Genomic DNA, 19,628 nt, shown 5'->3' with positions numbered 1-19,628 from the left:
GGTACAAGCCATAAAAGCACGAAGCCTGCCAAGGCTCATTCGCCGGCAGGCTTCTGTTCCAGTCGTCCAAACGATTGGCTCAGGGCCGAGGCGCTGATCCCACTCAGGCCGGAACTTTGGCCTTCCGACCCTTGGCTTTCGCCGGCGCGGCCACTGCAGCCTTGCGGCCGAGGCCGATCGACTTGGCCAGCTCGGAGCGCGACGCCGCGTAGTTGGGGGCAACCATCGGATAGTCGGCCGGCAGGCCCCATTTGGTACGATAGGCTTCCGGCGTCAGGTTGAAATGGACGCCGAGATGGCGCTTCAGCGATTTGAATTTTTTGCCGTCCTCGAGGCAGATGATGTAATCCGGCGTCACCGACCGCTTGGGATTGACGGCCGGGATCTGCGGCGCCGCCACTGGGGCCGGCGGCTGGCTGAGCCCGCCGATCGACGCCGCAACGCTGGCGATGAGATCGCTCAGGCCGGCAACGGGCAAGCGGTTCTTCTCGACGTAAGCGGACACGATATGGGCGGTAAGCTCGAGCAGGTCGATGTCCTTGTCAGAGTCGTTGCTGTCGTCGGCCAATTTATCTCTCCGTCGCTAGGGGGGTGGCGGAAACTCCCAGAGCGGTCCCAGCGGAGCCGGAAATCCGCTCTAGTCATTTGTCTGCCGCATATGTGCGGTTGCGCCAGATGATTCCATCCGGTGCCACCGATCTAATCGCCAAATCTGCGTAACGCAATGACTTCGTATCGCGCCACACGTCATTTTGAACAACTATACTGAATTTTAATACTATCAGACGATCAGCGCCTTGTCGCGCCATAGTCGAAAACCGCCCTCGAAGGCGCGCGTATTGTCGCCACGCCTGGATGTGGCGGGCAATTCATCCAGTCTGTCGACATTGCCGCCGCCGATGACGACATAATCCGGCTGCAGCGCCGCACGCAGCCGCCCGACGACGTCGAAAACGTATTTGCGCCATTTTTTCTTGCCGTATTTCTCCAGGCCGCGCTCGCCGACATAATCTTCGAAACTGCCGCCCTTGCGGTACGGCAGATGCGCCAGTTCCATCGGCTGGCCGACATTGTTGAGGATCATCGCAGCGCCCAGGCCGGTGCCGAGGCCGAGGAACAGCATGCGCCCGCCATCGTAGCTGCCGATCGCCTGCAGCAGCGCGTCGTTGACGACCTTGACCGGCTTGCCGAAGGCGGCGGCAAAATCGTAGCCGTCCCAGCCCTTGCCGAGATTGGCGGGATCGAGCGAAGGCCTGTTGTGCCTGACCGGGCCGGGATAGCCCATCGAGATCAGGTCATAGGCCAGCCCTTCGGCCAGCGTCTTCACCGTGGCGACCATCTGCTGCGGCGTCAGGTCCGGTCCGGAATCGGCGCGGCGCATCTCGCCGCCTGCGCTGGTGAGGATTTTCACATGCGAGCCGCCGACATCGATCGTCAGCACGATCGGTTCGGCCTTGGCCTTCGCGGGCCTGGCTGCCTTGGCCATGTCGTTTCCTCCGCTCACTTGGCGCATTCCCGCGTTTCAGGGAAACGGGGGAATGCTCCAACTCTTTGTTTTTACCCAATTTCGGACGGAAAGACCGCTCGCACTTTTCCTGGAATTGCTCAACTCGGATTGATCCAGCCGTTGGGCGGCCCGAAGCTGACCATGGCGTCGGCCGGCCCCCAGGTCTTCGGCTCATATATATGCGGCGGCGTGGTGTCGCCGAGCACCGGGCCGACAATGCGCCAGGCAAGCTCGCTGGCATCCTGGCGGGTGAACAATTGGCCATTGCCGTTCATGGCATCGCCGATCAGCCGCTCATAGGGCGGCATGTCGCCCTTCGAATCGTCCAGCGCGGTGAGCTCGACCTGCTCGCCGACCATGTCGTCGCCGGGCGCCTTGCGCTGCGCGCCGATCGAGATCGCCACCTGCGGGTCGATGCGGAAGCGCACGTAATTGGCGTCGCTGGGCTTGATCGGATCGAAGACGTCGAGCGGCGGCCGCTTCAGCCGCACGATCACTTCGGTCACATGCACCGGCATGTTCTTGCCGGTGCGGATGAAGAAGGGCACGTCCTGCCAGCGCCAGGTGTCGACCATGAAGCGCACCGCGGCAAAGGTTTCGACCGGCGAGTTCGGCTTCACGCCGGGTTCAGCGAGGTAGCCGGTGAACTGGCCGCGCACGACGTCGTCCTTGGTCAGCGTGCGGATGGCGCGCAGCACCTGCACCTTCTCGTCGATCAGATCGTCGGCCGAGCGGCCGACCGGCGGTTCCATGGCGAGCAGCAAAAGGATGTTGAGCAGATGGTTCTCGATCACATCGCGGATAGCGCCGACATCGTCATAGAATTTGCCACGGCCTTCGACGCCGAAGTCCTCGGCCATGGTGATCTGTACGCTTTCGACGAAGTTGCGGTTCCAGATCGGCTCGAGAAAGGAATTGGCAAAGCGGAAATAGAGCAGGTTCTGGATCGCCTCCTTGCCGAGATAGTGGTCGATGCGGAAGATCGACTGCTCTTCGAACACCAGATGCAGCACGCGGTTCAGCCAGCGCGCTGATTGGAGATCGTGGCCGAACGGCTTTTCCACCATCAGCCGCGCGCCATGCGCGGTACCGGATTGCTCCAGCCCCTGGACAACGGTCTCGAACATGGTCGGCGGCACCGCCATATAGTGCAGCGGCCGCTGCGCCGAGCCGAGCGCCGTCTTCAGCTTCTCGAAGGTCGCGCCGTCGCGGTAGTCGCCGCTGACATAGCGCAGCAGACTGGCGAATTTGGCGAAGATCTTTTCGTCGATCTTGCCGACAGCGTTGACGATGCCGTCGCGGGCCCGCGCCTGCAATTGGTTGATGTCCCAGGCATCGAAGGCGACGCCGATCACCGGCTCGGTCAGCGTCCCCTTGGCTACCATCTGGTAGAGGGCCGGAAATATCTTCTTGTGGGCAAGGTCGCCGGTTGCTCCGAAGAGCACCAGCGTGTCGGACCGTTCCGGGTTCATCTTGCGCGTCTCCCCTGCGGCCTTCACTTGCCGGCCTTCGGCTTTTCGACATGGCCGCCAAAGGCATAGCGCATGGCCGACAGCAGCTTGTCGGCGAATTCGGATTCGCCCTGCGAGGAGAAGCGGTCGAACAAAGCCGAGGACAGAACCGGCGCCGGCACCCCGGTGTCGATCGCCGCCTTCAGCGTCCAGCGTCCTTCGCCGGAATCGGAGACGCGGCCGCCGAACTGGGTCAATGCCGGGTCGCTCTTCAGTGCGCCGGCGGTGAGGTCGAGCAGCCACGAGCCGATCACACTGCCATGGCGCCAGACCTCGGCCACTTGCGGCAGGTCGATGTCGAACTGATAGTATTGCGGGTTTTCCAAAGGGCTGGTCTCGGCGTCCGCCGTGCGCTGTCTTTTGCCGGCATTGGCCGATTTCAGGATGTTCATGCCTTCGGCGTAGGCGGCCATGACGCCATATTCGATGCCGTTGTGGATCATCTTGACGAAATGACCGGCGCCGCTCGGTCCGCAATGCAGGTAGCCAAAGGGTGCGGTTCCGCCCGCCTTGTCGGGCGTGGCGCCGGCATCGGCGCCGGGCGCCAGCGTGGCGAAGATCGGATCGAGGTGTTTAACCGCCGTATCGGGGCCGCCGATCATCAGGCAATAGCCGCGCTCCAAGCCCCAGACGCCGCCGCTGGTCCCGACATCGACATAGTGCAGGCCCTTGGCCGCAAGCTCGGCCGCCTGGTCGACAGCGTCGTGATAATAGGAATTGCCGCCGTCGATAATGATGTCGCCGGGCTCCATCAGCGCCGCCACCTGGTCGGCGATCTTGCCGGTGATCGCCGCCGGCAGCATCAGCCAGGCGCTGCGCGGCTTGGAAAGCTTGCCGACGAACTCCTCCATCGATGCGGCGCCGATGGCGCCATCGGCAACCAGGGCGGCAACGCTTGCCGGGTTGATGTCGTAGACGACGCATTCATGGCCGTCGCGCATCAGGCGGCGCACCATGTTGGCGCCCATCCTGCCCAGTCCCATCATTCCGATCTGCATGGTCTTGTCCTAGTCGCTTGAGGAAAGAAATTGCTGGCGAGTTAGTTCTCAATGCCGACGGTGAAGTCGACATTCTCCCAACGGTCGCCGTCGGGCCAGAAAAAAGTGAAGACGATCGTATTACCTCGCGGAATATCGGCCACCGGCAGATCCGCCAGATGGACGCCAAAGACATTCACGGACGTGTTGATTTCATGGCTGGTCTGCCACTGGTCGCCGCTCCAGCGGATCAGTGCCGGCTGCAGCAGTTCAACCCGCAGCGTCTTGCCGGCTTCCATGGTGCGCAGCCTGTTGTTGAAGCGCCATATCCTCAGCGGCGAGCCGGTCTTGTCCCTGACATAGCGCTTGACGCCTTGCGGCGGCATGTCGAAGACGGCGCCGTCGCGGAGCGAGCGCAACAGCTTGATGTGTTCCGAATGCGCCCAGACCAGCGGCATGGCGCTGCCCGACGGCCTGCCCAGCCACAATTCGCGCTCCGGTATGTCGGCGCCGTCCCAGACCTGTTCCGGCAGCAGACCGCCCACGCCAGCCGAAGCCTCGAATGTGTCGAGCAGGCTTGCCGCCTTGTCCTTGCGGCCGGCGGCCAGCTCGTAGTGGGCGCGTTCGCCGGCCAGCAACGGCCAGGGCCGGCCCCGGCCATTGCCGTCGAAGGGCGCGCCGTCGGCGTGTTCGCCATAACCGTCGCTGGTGTAGCGATACCAGAGAGGCCCTTGCGGCAGGTCGCAGCGCAGTTGCGCGTCGATGATCTTGACCGTATCGACGATGCGCGGATCGTCCGCGGCCCTGAGGCCGAAGCGGACCAGCGCCAGCGCGTCCGGGCTGACAATCGCTTCGGCCGGCTTGTCGGTATCGCCCGGCGGACGGTTCTTGATCGGTACGAAGCCGTCCTTCGGCGATGCGGCGCCTGAACCGTCGGCCGGCGCGATGCGGATGTAGTAGCCGTCGACGCCAGCCTCGTGGCACTCCGGTGTGCCGCTGACATAGGTCCAGCGCTCGATCTGGTCGTTCCAGCAATCCGCGACCTCGGGCAAATAGTTAGCCGGCTCCGGTTTGCCGTCAACGTCGAACAGATCGGCGGCGCCAAGCAGTGCCGATATTTCGACGGCAAGCGTGAATGGGCTGTAGCCGGCATCCTCTTCCCAGCGGTCCTGCCCGGTGACGGGACCATTGCGCACGACATAGGACACGGCCTTCTCGATCATCGGCATGAAGGCGGCGAGCTTGGCGCGCGGCAGGTGGCCGGCGCGGTGCAGCGCATCGGCAAGCAGCAGCGGGAAGGCGCATTCGTCCATCTGGATGCCCGGCCAATAGAGCGAGCCGTCGAGCCACACATTTTGTGGCCAGTGGCCGTCCGGCTGCTGGATGGAACGGAGATAGGCGAGGATCTCAAGTGCCTGCGCCGGATCGCCGGCGGCGAGGAAGCCGCCCGCGGTTTCGACGAGGTCGCGCGGCCAGACCAGATGATAGCCGCCGAGGTCGTCGTCGCCCTTGCTCGCTCCCCAGGGGATCGACAGGCTGGCAACGGCCGCACCGGGCCTCGCCAGCGACAGGTGCGTCGCCAGCACCGCTGTGCTGACGCGGTAGGTGTTGAGCCCGGATGCATCATGGTGGTCGAGCGCCGTCAGGCCTGCCTGCCATTTCCGCCATTTCGCGACATAGGCCTTTGCCGCCGGCTCAAAACCGCGTTTCAGGCTGGCGGCGGCGTTTTCGGCCGCTTCATCCGGCGTTGCCCCAAACCCAAGCGCAAGCAAGGCTTTGCTGTTGCGTAAGGAAAAGCCGATCTCGCCGGTCAGCGCGACATTGCCGTCCTCCGCCCTTTGGCAGGTCGGATCGAGCCGGCCGGCGCGGCTGAGTTGCTGCCAACCGTCGGAAAAGCCTGCATAGCCGGCCGAGCAGTCGCCCCAGGGCAGCGAGGAGGCAAGCGCCAGGCAGGCGCCGCGCCCGGACGCAAACAGCATCGGCTTGCCCTTGTGCTCGCCGATCCAGGCGGTATTGCCCATGCCGGCATTGACCAAATGCGGCGCCAGCAGGGCGTAGACGCGGTAGTCCGTGGCCACGCCCTCGAGTGCCGTGAAGCTGGTTTCCTGCAGCAAGGCCGGGCGCGCCGGATCCGCCAGGATGCGCTTTTCGACCCGGTAACGCGCCGTTGCGTTGACCAGCCGGTAGGCGGGCACGCCGTCCTCGAACGGCTCGATGGCATGCGTGGCGTCACGCTTCTCCTCGGAAAACCAGCCGCCGGGACCGGTGACCAGCAGTCCCATGTCGCGCGTGCAGGCGCTGTCGAGGCCGGGATAATAGACCTCGTTGACGATGCCATGGCTGAGCGTGAACCAGACGCGGCTCGCCGGCGAAAGCGCGGCACCTACGCCGCTCTTGGCGCTTGACGTCCAGCGCGCCGGAATTCCGGGGGCGCCCATTCTTTTGGGTGCACTGGGGGGAAGGGTCGGCGGCATCGCTGCCATGCATGGTCTCCTGGACCCTTCCCTAGACCAGCACGCGAAGGCTTTTCAACCGCCGCACCTGAAGTTGATCGTCCAAGCGTGATCGATCGCAGTTGACAAGCGAGCTCATCTGCATTTGTCTGACAATAGATAAAAAACAGGCAGCCAACGCCAAAACCATCAGCAACAGTCGGCGGGGCCGACAATCCATGGGAGGATTACGACATGAAGAAACTGCTCGTCCTGAGCGCTCTGGCGGCGATGCTCGCCTCGGGCACGGCGCTTGCCGACACCAGCGGCAAGAAGATCGCCTTCTCCAACAATTACGCCGGCAATTCGTGGCGTCAGGCGATGCTCGACAGCTACGGCATCGTCACGAAGAAGGCGGTGGAGGATAAGATCGTCGGCGCCGCCGACATCTTCACCACCGCCGACAAGGAAGTGCCGACGCAGGCTGCCCAGGTGCAGAACCTGATCCTGCAGGGCTATGACGCCATCGTCATCAACGCCGCCTCGCCGGATGCGCTGAACGGCGCCATCAAGCAGGCCTGCGATGCCGGCATCGTCGTCGTCTCCTTCGACGGGACCGTCACCGAACCTTGCGCCTACCGCGTCGTCGTCGACTTCAAGGACATGGGCAAGCAGGAAGTCGAGCAGATGGCCAAATTCCAGCCCAAGGGCGGCAATTTGCTGGAAATCCGCGGCCTTGCCGGCACCTCGATCGACGATGCCATCCATGCCGGCATCCTCGAAGGCGTCGCCGCCCATCCCGAGTTCAAGATCGTCGGTTCGGTGACCGGCGACTGGGACCAGACGACGGCGCAGAAGGCGGTCGCGACGATCCTGCCTTCGTTGCCCGACATCGTCGGCATCGTCGACCAGGGCGGTGACGGTTATGGCGCGGCACAAGCCTTTGCCGCCGCAGGCAAGCCGCGTCCGACGATCATCATGGGCAACCGCCAGGACGAGCTGAAATGGTGGAAGGAGCAGAAGGACAAGGACGGCTACCAGACCTGGTCAGCCTCGATCGCGCCCGGCGTGTCGTCGCTGGCCTTCTGGGTGGCGCAGCAGGTGCTCGACGGCCGCACGGACATTCCGCATGACCTTTTGGTGCCGTATCTCGCCTTTACCCAGGACAATTTCGAGACCGAGCTGCCGAAAATCAAGGAGGGCGGCGTCGCCACCCACGAATACAGCCAGCAAGACGCAATCGCGGCGATCAAAGCCAATATCAAGTGATGCATTGCATTCATTGCCAGCGGCATGACCGACCGGATATCGTTGAGCATGCCTGAGGCCAATACGGACATCATCAGACTGGGCGGTGCCGAAAAACAAATCGGCGCCGCCCATTTGGACATCATCAGGCTGAACGGCGCCGAAAAACATTTCGGCGCCGTTCGGGCGCTTAACGGCGTCGATTTTCATGTCGCATCAGGCGAATGCGTCGGGCTGGTCGGCCACAACGGCGCCGGCAAGTCGACGCTGATGCATATGGTGGCCGGTACACTGCAGCCCGATGGCGGTGAGATCGCGGTGCGTGGCAATGCCGAAACCGACTACTCGGTGGCGCGCGCGCTGAAACTCGGCATACGCTGCGTGTTCCAGGAACTGTCGCTCTGCCCTAACCTCAGTATCGCGGAGAATACGCGCATCAACCATCCGGCGCTCACCGGCTTCGGCTGGCGACGCAAGGCGGCTGCTCTCATTGCCGCCAAGCTGGACGAAATCTTTCCGGATCACGGCATCTCGGCGGACGACATTGCCGGCGATCTCTCCATCGGCCGGCGGCAGATGGTCGAGGTGGCGCGCGCCTTCACGGTGACGCGCGATCCGCTCGACCTGGTCATTCTCGACGAGCCGACTTCTTCGCTGGACGCGCATACTGCGGGCCAGCTGCTTGCCTTCGTGCGCCGTTTCGTAGCCACCGGGGGCAGCTGCATCCTGATCTCGCATGTGCTGGGCGAGGTGCTGCAAAATGCCGACCGCATCGTGGTGATGCGCGACGGCAAGGTGGTCGCCACGGACGTTGCAAAAGCGTTCGACCGCGACCGGCTGGTGGCCACCATGGGTGGCTCGGAAGCGCGCGAGAAGATCGCGGCGGAGATCGCCGCCAGGCCGGCGGGTGGCCCGGTCAGGGTGCGGGCGCGGCCCGAGCGGCAGCAGGACGGCAAGGAGCTTGTCGCCCGCGCCGGCGAGATCATCGGGCTTGCCGGGCTTGCCGGCCATGGCCAGACCGACCTGTTGCTGGCGATCTTTGCCGCCGCGACGCGTAGAAGGCTTGATATCGAGGTGACCGCCCCGGTGGCGCTGGTGGCCGGAGACCGCCAATCGGACGGCATTTTCCCGCAATGGTCTATTGCCGAAAACATCGGCATCCGCTCGCTGGCGCGGCTGCGCAAAGGGTTGCTGATCTCGCCGCAGCGCGAGGCCGAGCTTGCTGAGTTTTGGAAGCAGAAGATCGGCATCCGCACGCCTGACATGACCAACAACATCTTCTCGCTGTCCGGCGGCAACCAGCAGAAGGCGCTGTTTGCCCGCGCACTGGGTTCCGATGCGCAGATCGTGCTGATGGACGATCCGATGCGCGGCGTGGACATCGGCACCAAGCTCGAGGTCTACGATCTCGTGCGCGAGGAGGCGGCCAAGGGCCGGACCTTCCTCTGGTACACCACCGAGACCGAAGAGCTCGACAATTGCGACCACATCCATGTCTTCAAGAACGGCCGCATCGTCGCCAATCTCACGCGCGACGAGCTGACCGAGGAAAAGATCATCCAGTCCTCATTCGGCGACGCGGCCTGAGATGACGGCAGTCGCTCCCGGCCCTACGTCCTCGCCGCGCAGCAGCGCGGCCCGCGCGCGCCTGCTGCGCAGCCTGTTGCCGGCGCTGTCGCTGGCGCTGGTGGTTATCGCCATCGCCTGGCTCAACCCACGCGCCATCAGCTATTTCGGCTTCAGCCTGATGTTGAACCTCGCTATTCCGATCGCGCTGGCGACGATCGCCCAGATGTTCGTCATCGCCGGCAATGAGCTCGATCTGTCGATCGGCACCTTTGTCGGCTTTGTCGGCTGCGTCACCGCGACCTGGCTGAAGGACGCGCCGCTGCTCGGCGTGATCATCCTGCTCGGCTCCATAGGCGTTTATGCGCTGCTCGGCGCACTGATCCATCTGCGCAATCTGCCGTCGATCGTGGTGACGCTGGGCATGAGCTTCGTCTGGCAGGGGCTTGCCATTCTGGTGCTGCCCAAGCCCGGTGGCAAGGCGCCGGACTGGCTCTTGTCGCTGATGGCCTTCAAGCCGCCCTTCATTCCGTTCCCTATCATCGCCGCGCTGGCGATCGCAGCGGTGGTGCATTTTGGGCTGATGCGCACCTCCTATGGCGTCATCCTGCGGGGATCCGGCGGCAATCCGGCGGCGCTCAGGCGCGCTGGCTGGTCGCTGCTTCGAACCAAGATCGTGCTGTTTGCGCTGACCGGCCTGTTCGGCGTTCTGTCCGGCATGGCGCTGATCGGCATCACCACCTCGGCCGACGCCAATATCGGCAATGGCTACACGCTGCTGGCGATCGCCGGCGTCATTCTCGGCGGCGGCGAGTTCGTCGGCGGCCGGGTGTCGCCGATCGGCGCCGTGCTCGGCGCGCTGACACTGGCGCTGGCGGCATCGCCTCTGCTCACCTTCATGCACATTCCGCCGGATTGGCAGGTCGCCGCCAACGGCGCCATCCTGATCATCGTGCTGGCAGCCCGCGTCCTGATCAGCCGCAGGGAGAGGTAGCGATGACGCTGGTTAAATCGCTGGCCGCCAAACCCTGGATATGGTCGTTCATCGGCGCGATGTTCGTCTGGCTGGCGACCATCGCTTTCACCGGCGGCTATGGCGGCGGTGGCATGGTCACGGCGGCACTGTCGCTGGCGGTGTTCACCGTCATCGTCGGAGTCGGCCAAATGTTCGTCATCACGCTCGGGCCAGGCAATGTCGACCTGTCGCTGCCGGCCAATATCGGGCTCGCCAGTGCCGTCGCCATGAAGGTCATGGGCGGCAGCGATTCCATGATCGTGGTCGGGCTGCTCGCCGCGCTCGCCTGCGGCGCCGCCATCGGTGCCGTCAACTATCTCCTGATCTGGGCGCTGAGGATCCCGCCGATCATCGCCACTCTGTCGGCCAGCTTCATCATCCAGTCGATCGACATCAGCTATGGGCGTGGCCTGCAGATCAAGCCGCCGCCCGGCTTTGCCGATTTTGCGAACTGGCAAATCCTGGGCATTCCAGTGCTGGCGATCCTTACCGTATTGTTCAGCATCGGTGCGGCCATCGCCTTGCAGCGCATGATCTATGGCCGCTCGGTGCTGGCGATCGGCCAGAACATCCGCGCCGCGTGGCTTGCCGGCGTCAATGTCGGCCGCACCCGCTTCCTGACTTACACGCTGTCGGGCGCGCTCGGCGGCATGGACGGGGCGCTGCTCGCCGGCTATTTCCGCGGCGCCAATGTCGATATCGGCAACGAGTACCTGCTGGCCTCGATCGCCGTCGTCGTCATCGGCGGCACCTCGGTCGCCGGTGGCAAGGCCAATGTTCCCGGTGTCTGGGGCGCGGCGCTGTTCCTGGTACTGCTTCTGACCATGCTCAACACGTTCGGCGTCAGCGCCGGCGTTCGGCTGTTGCTGACCGGGCTGATCATCGTCGGCGTCATCACCGTAGCCGGCGGCGAGAAAGCGGTACGCTAGCGCCGGCTCCTGCCAGCGACACCGCCAAATTTGACCATGTGGACAAAAGTCCGCACCCGTTCCATAGTTCCGCGTCTGATTTCGGAACAGCCGGCTCGACACGGCTGTCAAACAGAGGGGCACTAGATGGAAAACCGGAAAAACAAATCGCAATCGACCGGCCTGTCGCGGCGCGACGTGCTGGAACTCGGCGCACTTGGCCTGGCCGCAGCCATGCTGCCGGGTGCAGCCTTCGCCAAGGACAAGAAGCTGAAGGTGGCGGCGATCTTCGCCACGCCGATCGAGGAGCCGTGGGACAACCAGATCCACGTCGCCCTGCAGAAGGCCGAGAAGGAACTCGGCATCGAATACAAATGGTCGGAAAAGGTGCAGACCGCCGATTTCAGCCGCGTCATGCGCGAATATGCGCAAGGCGGGTATCAGCTGGTGCTGGGCGACGCCTTCGCCGCCGAGCGTGAATCGCGCCGCACGGCAAAGCAGTTCCCGAAGACGGCATGGCTGTTCGGCTCGGGCGCCGGGCCGGCCGAGCCCAATTTCGGCGTCTTCGACAACTGGATCCACGAACCGGCCTATCTCTCCGGCATGATCGCCGGCAAGATGTCGAAGTCGGGCACGATCGGCGCGGTGGCGGCCATGGGCATTCCGGAAGTGAACCGGCTGGTCAACGCCTTCTTTGCCGGCGCCAAGGAGGTCAATCCCAACATCAAGAAGAAGGTCGCCTTCATTGGCTCGTTCTTCGATCCGCCCAAGGCCAAGGAAGCGGCGGTCGCCCAGATCGATGCCGGCGTCGATGTCATCTATGCGGAGCGCTTCGGCGTCATCGAGGCGGCGGTGGACAAGAAGATCCTCGCCATCTCCAACATGTCCGACCAGTCGAGCCTCGGCCCCGACACGGTCATAACCGGGCCGGTCTGGGACATGTATCCGACGGTCGAGCAGGCGATCAAGCTGGTCAAGGCCGGTGTCTTCACCGCGCAGGACTATGGCGATTTCTCGCGCATGGCCAAGGGCGGGTCGTTCCTGGCGCCCTACCATAAATTCGACAAGACGCTGCCGGCGGATGTGAAGGATCTGGTCGAGAAGAAGAAGGTCGAGATCCTGGAAGGCAATTTCCGGGTGGATGTGGATGAGAACACGCCGGTTTCGGATTAGCTCGGCGCACCCCCTCCCCTTGAGGGGAGGGTGGCCCGCAGGGCCGGGTGGGGTCCTCCGCGAAGTGCTCCATCCTGCTAAGTCATGGGTTGAGGCAGTTGAGGTGACCCCACCCGCCTCGCTTCGCTCGGCACCCTCCCCTCGAGGGGGAGGGGTATCTCCGCAGGAGCATCCTTGTCCGCCCCTCTCATCGAAATGCGCGGCATCACCAAGAGCTTCGGCGCCGTCAAGGCGAATGAGGCTGTCGATCTAAGCGTCGCCCCAGGTGAGATCCTCGGCCTGCTGGGCGAAAACGGCGCCGGCAAGACGACGCTGATGAATGTGCTGTTCGGCGCCTATGCGCCGGATGCCGGCGAAATTCTTATCCAGGGCAAGACCGTGCGGATCACCAGTTCGGCCGATGCGCTGGCCGCCGGCATCGGCATGGTGCACCAGCATTTTCATTTGGCGCCAAGGCTGACGGTCCTGGAAAACCTTCTGATTGGCATTCCCGGCAAATCCGGCCGCATCGACCGCGCCGGCGGACTTGCCCGGTTGTCCGACATCAGCCGTCGGCATGGGCTGACGCTGGACCCCAACCTGCCTGTCTCCGCGCTGTCGGTCGGCGAGCAGCAGCGGCTCGAAATCGTCAAGGCGCTGTTTCGTGGCGCCAGCCTGTTAATCCTCGACGAGCCGACGGCGGTGTTGGCGCCGGGCGAGGTCGACGGGCTGTTTTCGGCGCTGCGCTCGATGGCGGCGCAGGGGCTCGGAATCATCTTCATCTCGCATAAATTGAACGAGGTGCGGGCGCTCACCCATCGCTGCACCGTATTGCGGCACGGCCGCGTCGCCGGCCGTGTCGACGATCCGGCGAACACGACATCGGCAGAAATGGCGCAGCTGATGTGCGGCCATGAGATCGTGCCGCCGGCAAGAGGACCTTCGACCCCAGGCGCGGCGGTGCTGACGCTCGACGGTATTTCCACCTCACGGCATTCGGGGACGCCGCTGCGCGATGTATCGCTTGCCGTTCGCGCGGGCGAAATCCTCGGCATTGCCGGGGTCTCCGGCAATGGCCAGCGGGCGCTGGCCGAGGTGATTTCCGGCACGCGCGCGCCCGACGCCGGCGCGATGACGATAGCCGGCAAACCTGTTACGCGGTTCTCGCCGCGCGAGGTGCAGGCGCTCGGCCTTGGCCGCATCCCGGAAGACCGTATGACGACCGGGCTGGTCACCAATCTGCCGCTCGCCGATTCCATGGTGTTGCCGCGCATTGGTACTGCGGCTTTCAGCAGCCGGGGCCTGCTCAAGCCAGATGCGATCCGCGCCTTCGCCGAAGAACAGATCAAGGCCTATGACATCAGGTGCCCCGGGCCGATGACCCGCGCCGGCGCGCTGTCGGGCGGCAATCTGCAGAAGGCGCTGCTGGCGCGCGAACTGGCTTTCGACCCGAAGGTGCTGATCGTCTCGCAGCCGACGCGCGGCCTCGACATCGGTGCCGCCCGCTTCATCCACGAAAAATTCCTCGACATGCGTGCCAAGGGCTGCGGGATCATCGTCATCGGCGAGGATCTCGAAGAGCTGCTGGTGCTCTGCGACCGCATCGCGGTGATGTATGAGGGCCGCATCGCCGGCACGCTGGACAGCGCCGATGCGACCATCGCGCGGCTTGGGCTGCTGATGACCGGGGCGGAGGGCAGAGCCTAGATGGACTTTCTCACTCGGTTCCTCGCAGAAACCTCAAATAATACTGCCCGCTTTTGGCTGACTTTAAGCGTCAGCGCTGCCCCTCACCTGCCTGCCGGCATCCTCTCCCCGTATAGAGACGGGGAGAGGGGCTCTCACCCATGGTTTCGCCAATCACCACAGCTGCAAGAGGGGAGTTGCATAGGGCCCGGATCCCTTCTCCCCGTGTCTATACGGGGAGAAGGTGCCGGCAGGCGGATGAAGGGCGGCGCGACCGTCTGGGCGGCGGAGGGGCATAGCTGATGTTCCGCCTCGAAGCCCGCAGTTCCACCCCCGCCTGGTTCAATCTCGCTTTGCCGCTGCTGGCCATCGGCGCAGCGCTGGTCCTGTGCAGCGGCCTCATCGCGCTGGCCGGCGCCGGCGTGCTTGAGGCCTATGGCGTGATGCTGTCGGCCTCGTTCGGCGACAGCTATGCCATCACCGAAACGCTGGTGCGCGCCGCCCCGATGATCTTCACCGGGCTGGCTGTGGCCGTCGCCTTCCGGGCCAAATTCTGGAACATCGGCGCCGAGGGCCAATTGCTGGCCGGCGCCGTGGCCAGCTGCTTCGTCGGCGCCATCCCAATGCCGGGCGCGCTGGCGATCCTGTCGATGGCGCTGGCCGGCGCTGCTGCCGGTGCCGCTGTCGCGCTTGTGCCGGCGACCCTGCGAGTGAAATTCAAAGTCGATGACGTCGTCAGTTCGCTGCTGCTCAATTCGGTCATCTACTATGCGCTAATGGCGCTGATCGAGGGGCCGTGGAAGGACTCGTTCAGCGGCTATCCGATCTCGCCGCCGATCGAGGATTCGGCGAATTTCCCGGTGCTGCTCGAAGGCACAAGGCTGCATCTGGGTGTCATCGCCGCGTTGATCGGGGCCCCGTTGATCTGGTTCCTGATCGTGCGCACCACGCTCGGCTTCCGGATCAGGGTCACCGGCGAAAGCCCGGAAGCCGCCCGCTATGGCGGCATCCACGTCGAGCGGGTGCTGATTTCGACGGCGCTGCTGTCGGGCGCGCTGGCCGGGCTTGCCGGCGTAGGCGAGGTCGGCGGCGTGCATTTCCAGGTGATGAGCGACATTTCGCCGGGCTATGGCTATTCCGGCATCGTCGTTGCCATGCTGGCCAGGCTCAATCCGCTCGGCGTCGTACCGGCGGCGATCTTCCTGGCCGCCGTGATGACCGGCGCCGAAGCGATGTCGCGCGCCACCGGCGTGCCGGCGTTCCTCAGCGATGTCATCCAGGGCACGGCGCTGCTCGCCATGCTGGTGGCGCTGCTGTTCACGGCCTATCGCATCCGCCGCGTCGGTGCCGCCTTATGAGCGCGGTGTTCGAACAGATCTTTCAGGTCGGCTTCCTCGCCGCCATTATCCGCATCGCCACGCCGCTGGCATTTGCCACGCTGGGCGAGATGTTCTCCGAGCGGGCCGGCGTGCTCAATCTCGGTATCGAAGGCATCATGCTGCTCTGCGCGATGACCGGCTTCACCGCCGCCAGCCTCAGCGGCAGCCTGTGGCTCGGCGTGCTGGCCGCGGTGTTGACCGGCATGGCGATGAGCGCGCTGCATGCGCTGTTCACCGTGGCGCTCGGCCTCAGCCAGCATGTCTGCGGCATCGGCGTTACTTTGTTCTCGTCCGGCCTTGCCTATTTCCTCTACCGTCTGACCTTCGGCCAGCAATCGGTGCCGCCCAGCATCAAGGGTTTTCAGACGGTGCCGATCCCGCTGCTGTCGGATATTCCGGTTCTGGGGTCAGCGGTTTTCAACCAGTTTGCGCTGGTCTACTTGGCAATCATTGCCATCCCGCTCGCTGCTTTCGTGCTCTACCGCACGCCTTGGGGGCTGTCGGTGCGGATGGTCGGCGAGAACCCGCGCGCCGCTGATTCCGCTGGGGTCAGCGTCATCGCCACGCGCTTCCAGGCGGTCATCCTCGGCGGTGCGCTGATGGGGCTTGCGGGCGCCTTCCTCACCATGGCACAGTTCAACGCCTTCACCTTTGGTGTCGTGTCGGGCCGTGGCTGGGTGGCGATCGCGCTGGTCGTGTTCGGCCGCTGGGACCCGTGGCGCTCTGCGGGCGCGGCGCTGCTGTTCGCCTTCGTCGATGCGCTACAATTGCGCATGCAGGCGAGCGGCCTCGGGCATATTCCCTATGAGACGTTCTTGATGCTGCCGTTCATTTTCACCACCGTCGCGATGGCCGTGATGTCACGCAACGCGGTTGCGCCGTCGGCGCTGCTGAAGCCGTTTCGACGAGAAGAGCGGTAAGCGAGTAGGACTTGGCGCCCTTCCTCTCCCCCGATCGACGGGGGAGAGGAAGGGCGCCAAGCCTGGGATACTCACATCGCCGTAAAACCATTATCGACAAACAGATGCGTGCCATTGACGAAGCTGGACTCATCGCTGGCGAGGTACAGCGCTGCCTTGGCCACTTCCTCCGGCTCACCGATGCGGCCCTGCTGTGCGGCCAATGCGGCGTCCGACACGTCGACGCCGAGCTTGCCGAGATCGGCGACCTCGCGCAGGCCGTGCGGCGTGCGGATGAAGCCGGGACAGACGGCGTTGCAGCGTATGTTGCGGTCGCGGAATTCGACTGCGATGGCGCGCGCGAACATGTGGCAGGCGCCCTTGGTGGTGTCGTAGAGCACCTCCATGGGTGTGGCCGCCACAGCCGAGATCGACGAGGTGCAGACGATCGAACCGCCACCGGCAGCGATCATGCCCGGCAACACGGCGCGCGTCATCAGGAACATCGAGCGGACATTGACCGCATGCAGCCAGTCCCATTCCTGCACTGTCGTCTCCAGGAACGGCTTTATCACGATGGTGCCGGCATGGTTGAACAACACCGTGGCCGGGCCGAGCCTGGCAGTCGCCGCCTTCACTGCGGCCTCGACCTGCGCCTCGTCCGAGACGTCGGCCACCCAGTGTTCGGCGATATGTCCCCGCGCGCGTATCGCCGCCGCAGTGGCTGCCGCCGCCTCGCCATTGCGGTCGATGATCGCCACCTTGGCGCCTTCGGCGGCGAACAATTCCGAGGCCGCTCCGCCCATTCCGGTCGCGCCGCCCGAGATGATTGCAATCTTGCCGGCTAGTCTTGTACCCATGTTCTGTTCCCCGTTCCCGATCGAAATGATCCGCATTTACGCCGGAATGGCGATGCTATCGCCTATGCAGATGTCGGCCAAGCTTGTCGCTCGCTTGTCGCCAACAGGGGTCTCCCAGCAATCCCAAACCAAATAATAAGGAATACTGAGAAAATCGTTCTACATATCGCCAAAAAATAGCACTCGACAAAGTCTACTGATTTTATAGATTAATCCGCAAGACGGAGGTCGATATGTCCTATATCCAGAACGCCGAGACGGACCGCACCAGCCAGAGGCTGGCCAATAGCCAGGCTTTCCGCCCGGCCTATGCCGGCGCTTTCGCCTATCTCGTCTTTGCCCTTGCGTTCGTGTTCACCGGGGCAGTCGTGCTCGGCTTGATTCCCTGACCGATCAGGCCGAAAGGGTGGCGACCTAGCGCTTTCAGTGAGTGACCGGAGTTGATGAACCGAACGCGGACGCGCTTTGGCGCTGATGCTTGTTTTTACGCATGTCGTCGTCTCAAAACCGGGGGCGACATACATCCAACGTGATGGAGGAGATGGCAATGCCGATCGAGTTCACGCATGTTCCCGGTAAAACGCACGCCGCCGATGCCGGTTCGGCCGTACCGTTCTTCTATGATTTCGTCGAGACGGCGACCAAGCTGTCGCTGATCGAGGATTCCGGCTTCCAGAACATCGTCGTCGACGACCCGGCCGGGCTGTTGACCAATATGGACATCGCCGCCCAGGCGCTGGACCGCACCTCGTCGCTGGAAGTGGTGCTGACGCACTGGGCCGGCGTGATCGCGCCAGCCGTTGCGGCGCGGCAACTGGCGGCGCTCGACGCCAGGAGCGGCGGCCGGCTGGCGCTGAGGATGCTGAGCGAGCCGCTGGATGACGACGATGCCGAGACGCGTCCGGTCGGCCACACCGTGGTCTGGCAGCGCATCGACGAATATCTGGTGCTGCTGAAGCGGCTGTGGTCGAACGACCGGCCCTTCGACCATGAAGGTGCGTTCTACAGCATCAAGGGTGGCTATGTGCCGCGCAAGGGGCCGCATGGCGTCGACGTGATCATCCGCATGGGTGGCCAGTCCGGCACCGCGCTCAAGGTCGCCGGCCGCCATGCCGACGTGTTTGAACTCACGGCTGGTTCGCTCGACGAGATCCGCCAGCTGATGGAACGGGCGCGCAGCGCCGCCGCCGAGCATGGCCGCGCCGGCAAGCTGCGTTTTGCGCTTCCGGTCCGGGTCCGCTCGGAGGGTGGCGCCTCTACCGTCGGACACAAGGCGGTCGAACTTTCCGGACCACCGGCGCAGATCGCCCTGTCGCTGCTGCCCTATGCAGCGCTGGGCATCAGCGAGTTCATGATCGTCGGTGTCGACCGGCCGCGCGAGATCGCCAGCGTCGGCCGCGAGACGATCGCGCTCTTGCGCAACTCGCTGGCACGCCGTGAGGCTGAGGTGCCGCAGTTTGCGCGGGCGGGTGGGGACATTCACGCAGGGTGAATTTGCGGGTGGAATGAAAAGCTATTTCGTAGCGTTCCGTCACACCCCCCTCTGCCCGGCAGGGCAGAGGGGCGCTGTCCCGCCAGCGTCTAATCACCACTCAGCACTGCCAGCGCCTCCAGCACCGCGTCAGATTCCGTCAGCGTACCAAATACCCCGTCCTCCACCGTCACCATATGCAGCGCCGCGTCATGCGCGTATTGGTCGCCACTGGCGCAGGCATCGGCGATGGTCAGGCACTGGAAATTGCGGTCGCAGGCCTCGCGCAGCGTCGTGTGCACGCAGACATCGGTCGTGCAGCCGGAAAAGATCAGATGGGTGATGCCGCGTGCGCGCAGCACAAGCTCCAGATCCGTATAGGTGAAGGCGCTGTTGCAGGTCTTGTCGACGATGATGTCGTGCGGCGCGACGTCGATCTCGGCGACGATCTGAAAGCCGGGGCCGGAGCGCAGCAGCACGTCGGTGCCTTCGAGACCCGCCCGCTTGCGGCGCCATCTCTCGTACGGCGTCATGTCGGCCATGTCGCCGCGATATCCCTGCCTGGTGTAAATGATGGTGAGGCCGGCCGCACGTGCCGCTGATATCAGTCGGTTAACTGTCGGCAGGATGGCGCGCAGCGGCGCGGGGTCATAACCCTTCCTGGCGAAATAGCCGGTCGGCGAAAGGAAATCCTCCTGCAGGTCGATGACCAGCAGCGCGGTGTTTGCTGGCACCAGCCGGCCGTCATAGGGGAAATCGAACGGTATCGCCTTGATCATCGCAGCCTGCCTCAATTGCTGCCCGGTATCGTGGCCCAGCAACCCTGCGGCCGTCCATCCCTCAGTGCGACGACACCAGGTAGACCGATGCCAGGACGATGTGCCGTTGAGACATCGCGCCCACAATCGTTGGCCAAAAAAGCCATCTTGTTTGTTGACTACTAAACTCATGTTTTATAGTCAAGCAGGGGCACTCGGCCGCCTGAATTGTTTCCAGCGGCTGTGCCGCGTTTGAGAG

At 64.1% G+C, this 19,628-nt stretch carries 17 protein-coding genes; 10 read left to right on the top strand and 7 right to left on the bottom strand.

Going from position 1 to position 19,628, the window contains the following annotated elements:
• Positions 1–103 precede the first annotated feature (103 nt).
• From NKI88_RS21930 to NKI88_RS21910, 5 genes are all read right to left on the bottom strand, one after another.
• Positions 104–568 (bottom strand): Ros/MucR family transcriptional regulator, encoded by a 465-nt coding sequence (locus tag NKI88_RS21930; RefSeq protein ID WP_023687743.1) that lies wholly within the window; start codon positions 566–568, stop codon positions 104–106.
• Between the two features lie 213 nt (positions 569–781).
• Positions 782–1,486: an ROK family protein gene (locus tag NKI88_RS21925; protein WP_023670469.1), complete on the bottom strand. Its 705-nt coding sequence runs from the start codon at positions 1,484–1,486 to the stop codon at positions 782–784.
• Between the two features lie 119 nt (positions 1,487–1,605).
• Positions 1,606–2,979, bottom strand: a complete 1,374-nt coding sequence (gene zwf / locus NKI88_RS21920; protein ID WP_023831842.1) for a glucose-6-phosphate dehydrogenase — start codon at positions 2,977–2,979, stop codon at positions 1,606–1,608.
• A 23-nt stretch (positions 2,980–3,002) separates the two neighbouring features.
• Positions 3,003–4,016, bottom strand: a complete 1,014-nt coding sequence (gnd, locus tag NKI88_RS21915) for a phosphogluconate dehydrogenase (NAD(+)-dependent, decarboxylating) (RefSeq protein ID WP_023831841.1) — start codon at positions 4,014–4,016, stop codon at positions 3,003–3,005.
• Positions 4,017–4,057: 41 nt separating this feature from the next.
• Positions 4,058–6,478, bottom strand: a complete 2,421-nt coding sequence (locus NKI88_RS21910) for a glucan 1,4-alpha-glucosidase (RefSeq protein ID WP_502909484.1) — start codon at positions 6,476–6,478, stop codon at positions 4,058–4,060.
• Between the two features lie 204 nt (positions 6,479–6,682).
• Between NKI88_RS21910 and NKI88_RS21905 the strand changes: the two genes are divergently transcribed.
• The 8 genes from NKI88_RS21905 to NKI88_RS21870 all read left to right on the top strand — a co-directional run bounded on the left by NKI88_RS21905 (position 6,683) and on the right by NKI88_RS21870 (position 16,301).
• The gene (locus NKI88_RS21905) at positions 6,683–7,696 is read left to right on the top strand and encodes an ABC transporter substrate-binding protein (RefSeq protein WP_023736805.1); all 1,014 of its coding nucleotides are present in this window, start codon (positions 6,683–6,685) and stop codon (positions 7,694–7,696) included.
• 48 nt (positions 7,697–7,744) lie between these two features.
• Entirely contained in the window at positions 7,745–9,262 is a 1,518-nt protein-coding gene (locus NKI88_RS21900) for a sugar ABC transporter ATP-binding protein (RefSeq protein ID WP_352657139.1), read from the top strand.
• Position 9,263: 1 nt separating this feature from the next.
• Complete coding sequence (locus NKI88_RS21895; protein WP_023694460.1) at positions 9,264–10,235, top strand: ABC transporter permease; 972 nt, start codon at positions 9,264–9,266, stop codon at positions 10,233–10,235.
• Positions 10,236–10,237: 2 nt separating this feature from the next.
• Complete coding sequence (locus tag NKI88_RS21890; RefSeq protein WP_352538938.1) at positions 10,238–11,185, top strand: ABC transporter permease; 948 nt, start codon at positions 10,238–10,240, stop codon at positions 11,183–11,185.
• A gap of 126 nt (positions 11,186–11,311) precedes the next feature.
• Complete coding sequence (locus tag NKI88_RS21885) at positions 11,312–12,337, top strand: BMP family protein (RefSeq protein WP_023687751.1); 1,026 nt, start codon at positions 11,312–11,314, stop codon at positions 12,335–12,337.
• A 174-nt stretch (positions 12,338–12,511) separates the two neighbouring features.
• The gene (locus NKI88_RS21880; protein WP_023715879.1) at positions 12,512–14,023 is read left to right on the top strand and encodes an ABC transporter ATP-binding protein; all 1,512 of its coding nucleotides are present in this window, start codon (positions 12,512–12,514) and stop codon (positions 14,021–14,023) included.
• A 281-nt stretch (positions 14,024–14,304) separates the two neighbouring features.
• On the top strand, positions 14,305–15,360 hold the full coding sequence (locus tag NKI88_RS21875) for an ABC transporter permease (protein ID WP_023831836.1): 1,056 nt from the start codon (positions 14,305–14,307) through the stop codon (positions 15,358–15,360).
• On the top strand, positions 15,357–16,301 hold the full coding sequence (locus NKI88_RS21870) for an ABC transporter permease (protein WP_352657136.1): 945 nt from the start codon (positions 15,357–15,359) through the stop codon (positions 16,299–16,301). Before NKI88_RS21875 ends, NKI88_RS21870 begins: the two co-directional genes overlap by 4 nt.
• Positions 16,302–16,372: 71 nt before the next feature.
• Here NKI88_RS21870 and NKI88_RS21865 read toward each other — a convergent pair whose 3' ends face one another.
• Positions 16,373–17,140: an SDR family NAD(P)-dependent oxidoreductase gene (locus NKI88_RS21865; RefSeq protein WP_023686096.1), complete on the bottom strand. Its 768-nt coding sequence runs from the start codon at positions 17,138–17,140 to the stop codon at positions 16,373–16,375.
• A gap of 233 nt (positions 17,141–17,373) precedes the next feature.
• On the opposite strand from NKI88_RS21865, the gene NKI88_RS21860 reads away from it, so the two are divergent.
• Together NKI88_RS21860 and NKI88_RS21855 are read left to right on the top strand one after the other, a co-directional pair.
• The gene (locus NKI88_RS21860) at positions 17,374–17,529 is read left to right on the top strand and encodes a hypothetical protein (RefSeq protein ID WP_023670454.1); all 156 of its coding nucleotides are present in this window, start codon (positions 17,374–17,376) and stop codon (positions 17,527–17,529) included.
• Between the two features lie 158 nt (positions 17,530–17,687).
• Positions 17,688–18,632 carry an LLM class flavin-dependent oxidoreductase gene (locus NKI88_RS21855; protein ID WP_352657133.1) on the top strand — a complete coding sequence of 315 codons (945 nt, stop codon included), beginning with the start codon at positions 17,688–17,690 and terminating at the stop codon, positions 18,630–18,632.
• An 89-nt stretch (positions 18,633–18,721) separates the two neighbouring features.
• Here NKI88_RS21855 and NKI88_RS21850 read toward each other — a convergent pair whose 3' ends face one another.
• A complete protein-coding gene (locus NKI88_RS21850) occupies positions 18,722–19,390 on the bottom strand; it encodes a cysteine hydrolase family protein (RefSeq protein ID WP_023702406.1) in 669 nt (222 codons plus the stop codon).
• Positions 19,391–19,628 lie beyond the last annotated feature (238 nt).

The organism is Mesorhizobium sp. M0317, from assembly GCF_040321555.1.
GTDB lineage: Bacteria > Pseudomonadota > Alphaproteobacteria > Rhizobiales > Rhizobiaceae > Mesorhizobium.
Note: the sequence above shows the minus strand (reverse complement) of the source record. Positions and strands in the feature narration are given on the sequence as shown.

Excerpts from the sequence above, each read along its gene's own strand:
- NKI88_RS21885 (WP_023687751.1), top strand. The coding sequence starts at position 11,312 with ATGGAAAACCGGAAAAACAAATCGCAATCGACCGGCCTGTCGCGGCGC.
- NKI88_RS21865 (WP_023686096.1), bottom strand. The coding sequence starts at position 17,140 with ATGGGTACAAGACTAGCCGGCAAGATTGCAATCATCTCGGGCGGCGCG.
- NKI88_RS21855 (WP_352657133.1), top strand. The coding sequence starts at position 17,688 with ATGCCGATCGAGTTCACGCATGTTCCCGGTAAAACGCACGCCGCCGAT.
- zwf (WP_023831842.1), bottom strand. The coding sequence starts at position 2,979 with ATGAACCCGGAACGGTCCGACACGCTGGTGCTCTTCGGAGCAACCGGC.
- NKI88_RS21925 (WP_023670469.1), bottom strand. The coding sequence starts at position 1,486 with ATGGCCAAGGCAGCCAGGCCCGCGAAGGCCAAGGCCGAACCGATCGTG.
- NKI88_RS21860 (WP_023670454.1), top strand. The coding sequence starts at position 17,374 with ATGTCCTATATCCAGAACGCCGAGACGGACCGCACCAGCCAGAGGCTG.
- NKI88_RS21910 (WP_502909484.1), bottom strand. The coding sequence starts at position 6,478 with ATGGCAGCGATGCCGCCGACCCTTCCCCCCAGTGCACCCAAAAGAATG.
- NKI88_RS21890 (WP_352538938.1), top strand. The coding sequence starts at position 10,238 with ATGACGCTGGTTAAATCGCTGGCCGCCAAACCCTGGATATGGTCGTTC.
- NKI88_RS21900 (WP_352657139.1), top strand. The coding sequence starts at position 7,745 with ATGCCTGAGGCCAATACGGACATCATCAGACTGGGCGGTGCCGAAAAA.
- NKI88_RS21870 (WP_352657136.1), top strand. The coding sequence starts at position 15,357 with ATGAGCGCGGTGTTCGAACAGATCTTTCAGGTCGGCTTCCTCGCCGCC.
- NKI88_RS21875 (WP_023831836.1), top strand. The coding sequence starts at position 14,305 with ATGTTCCGCCTCGAAGCCCGCAGTTCCACCCCCGCCTGGTTCAATCTC.
- NKI88_RS21850 (WP_023702406.1), bottom strand. The coding sequence starts at position 19,390 with ATGATCAAGGCGATACCGTTCGATTTCCCCTATGACGGCCGGCTGGTG.
- gnd (WP_023831841.1), bottom strand. The coding sequence starts at position 4,016 with ATGCAGATCGGAATGATGGGACTGGGCAGGATGGGCGCCAACATGGTG.
- NKI88_RS21905 (WP_023736805.1), top strand. The coding sequence starts at position 6,683 with ATGAAGAAACTGCTCGTCCTGAGCGCTCTGGCGGCGATGCTCGCCTCG.
- NKI88_RS21895 (WP_023694460.1), top strand. The coding sequence starts at position 9,264 with ATGACGGCAGTCGCTCCCGGCCCTACGTCCTCGCCGCGCAGCAGCGCG.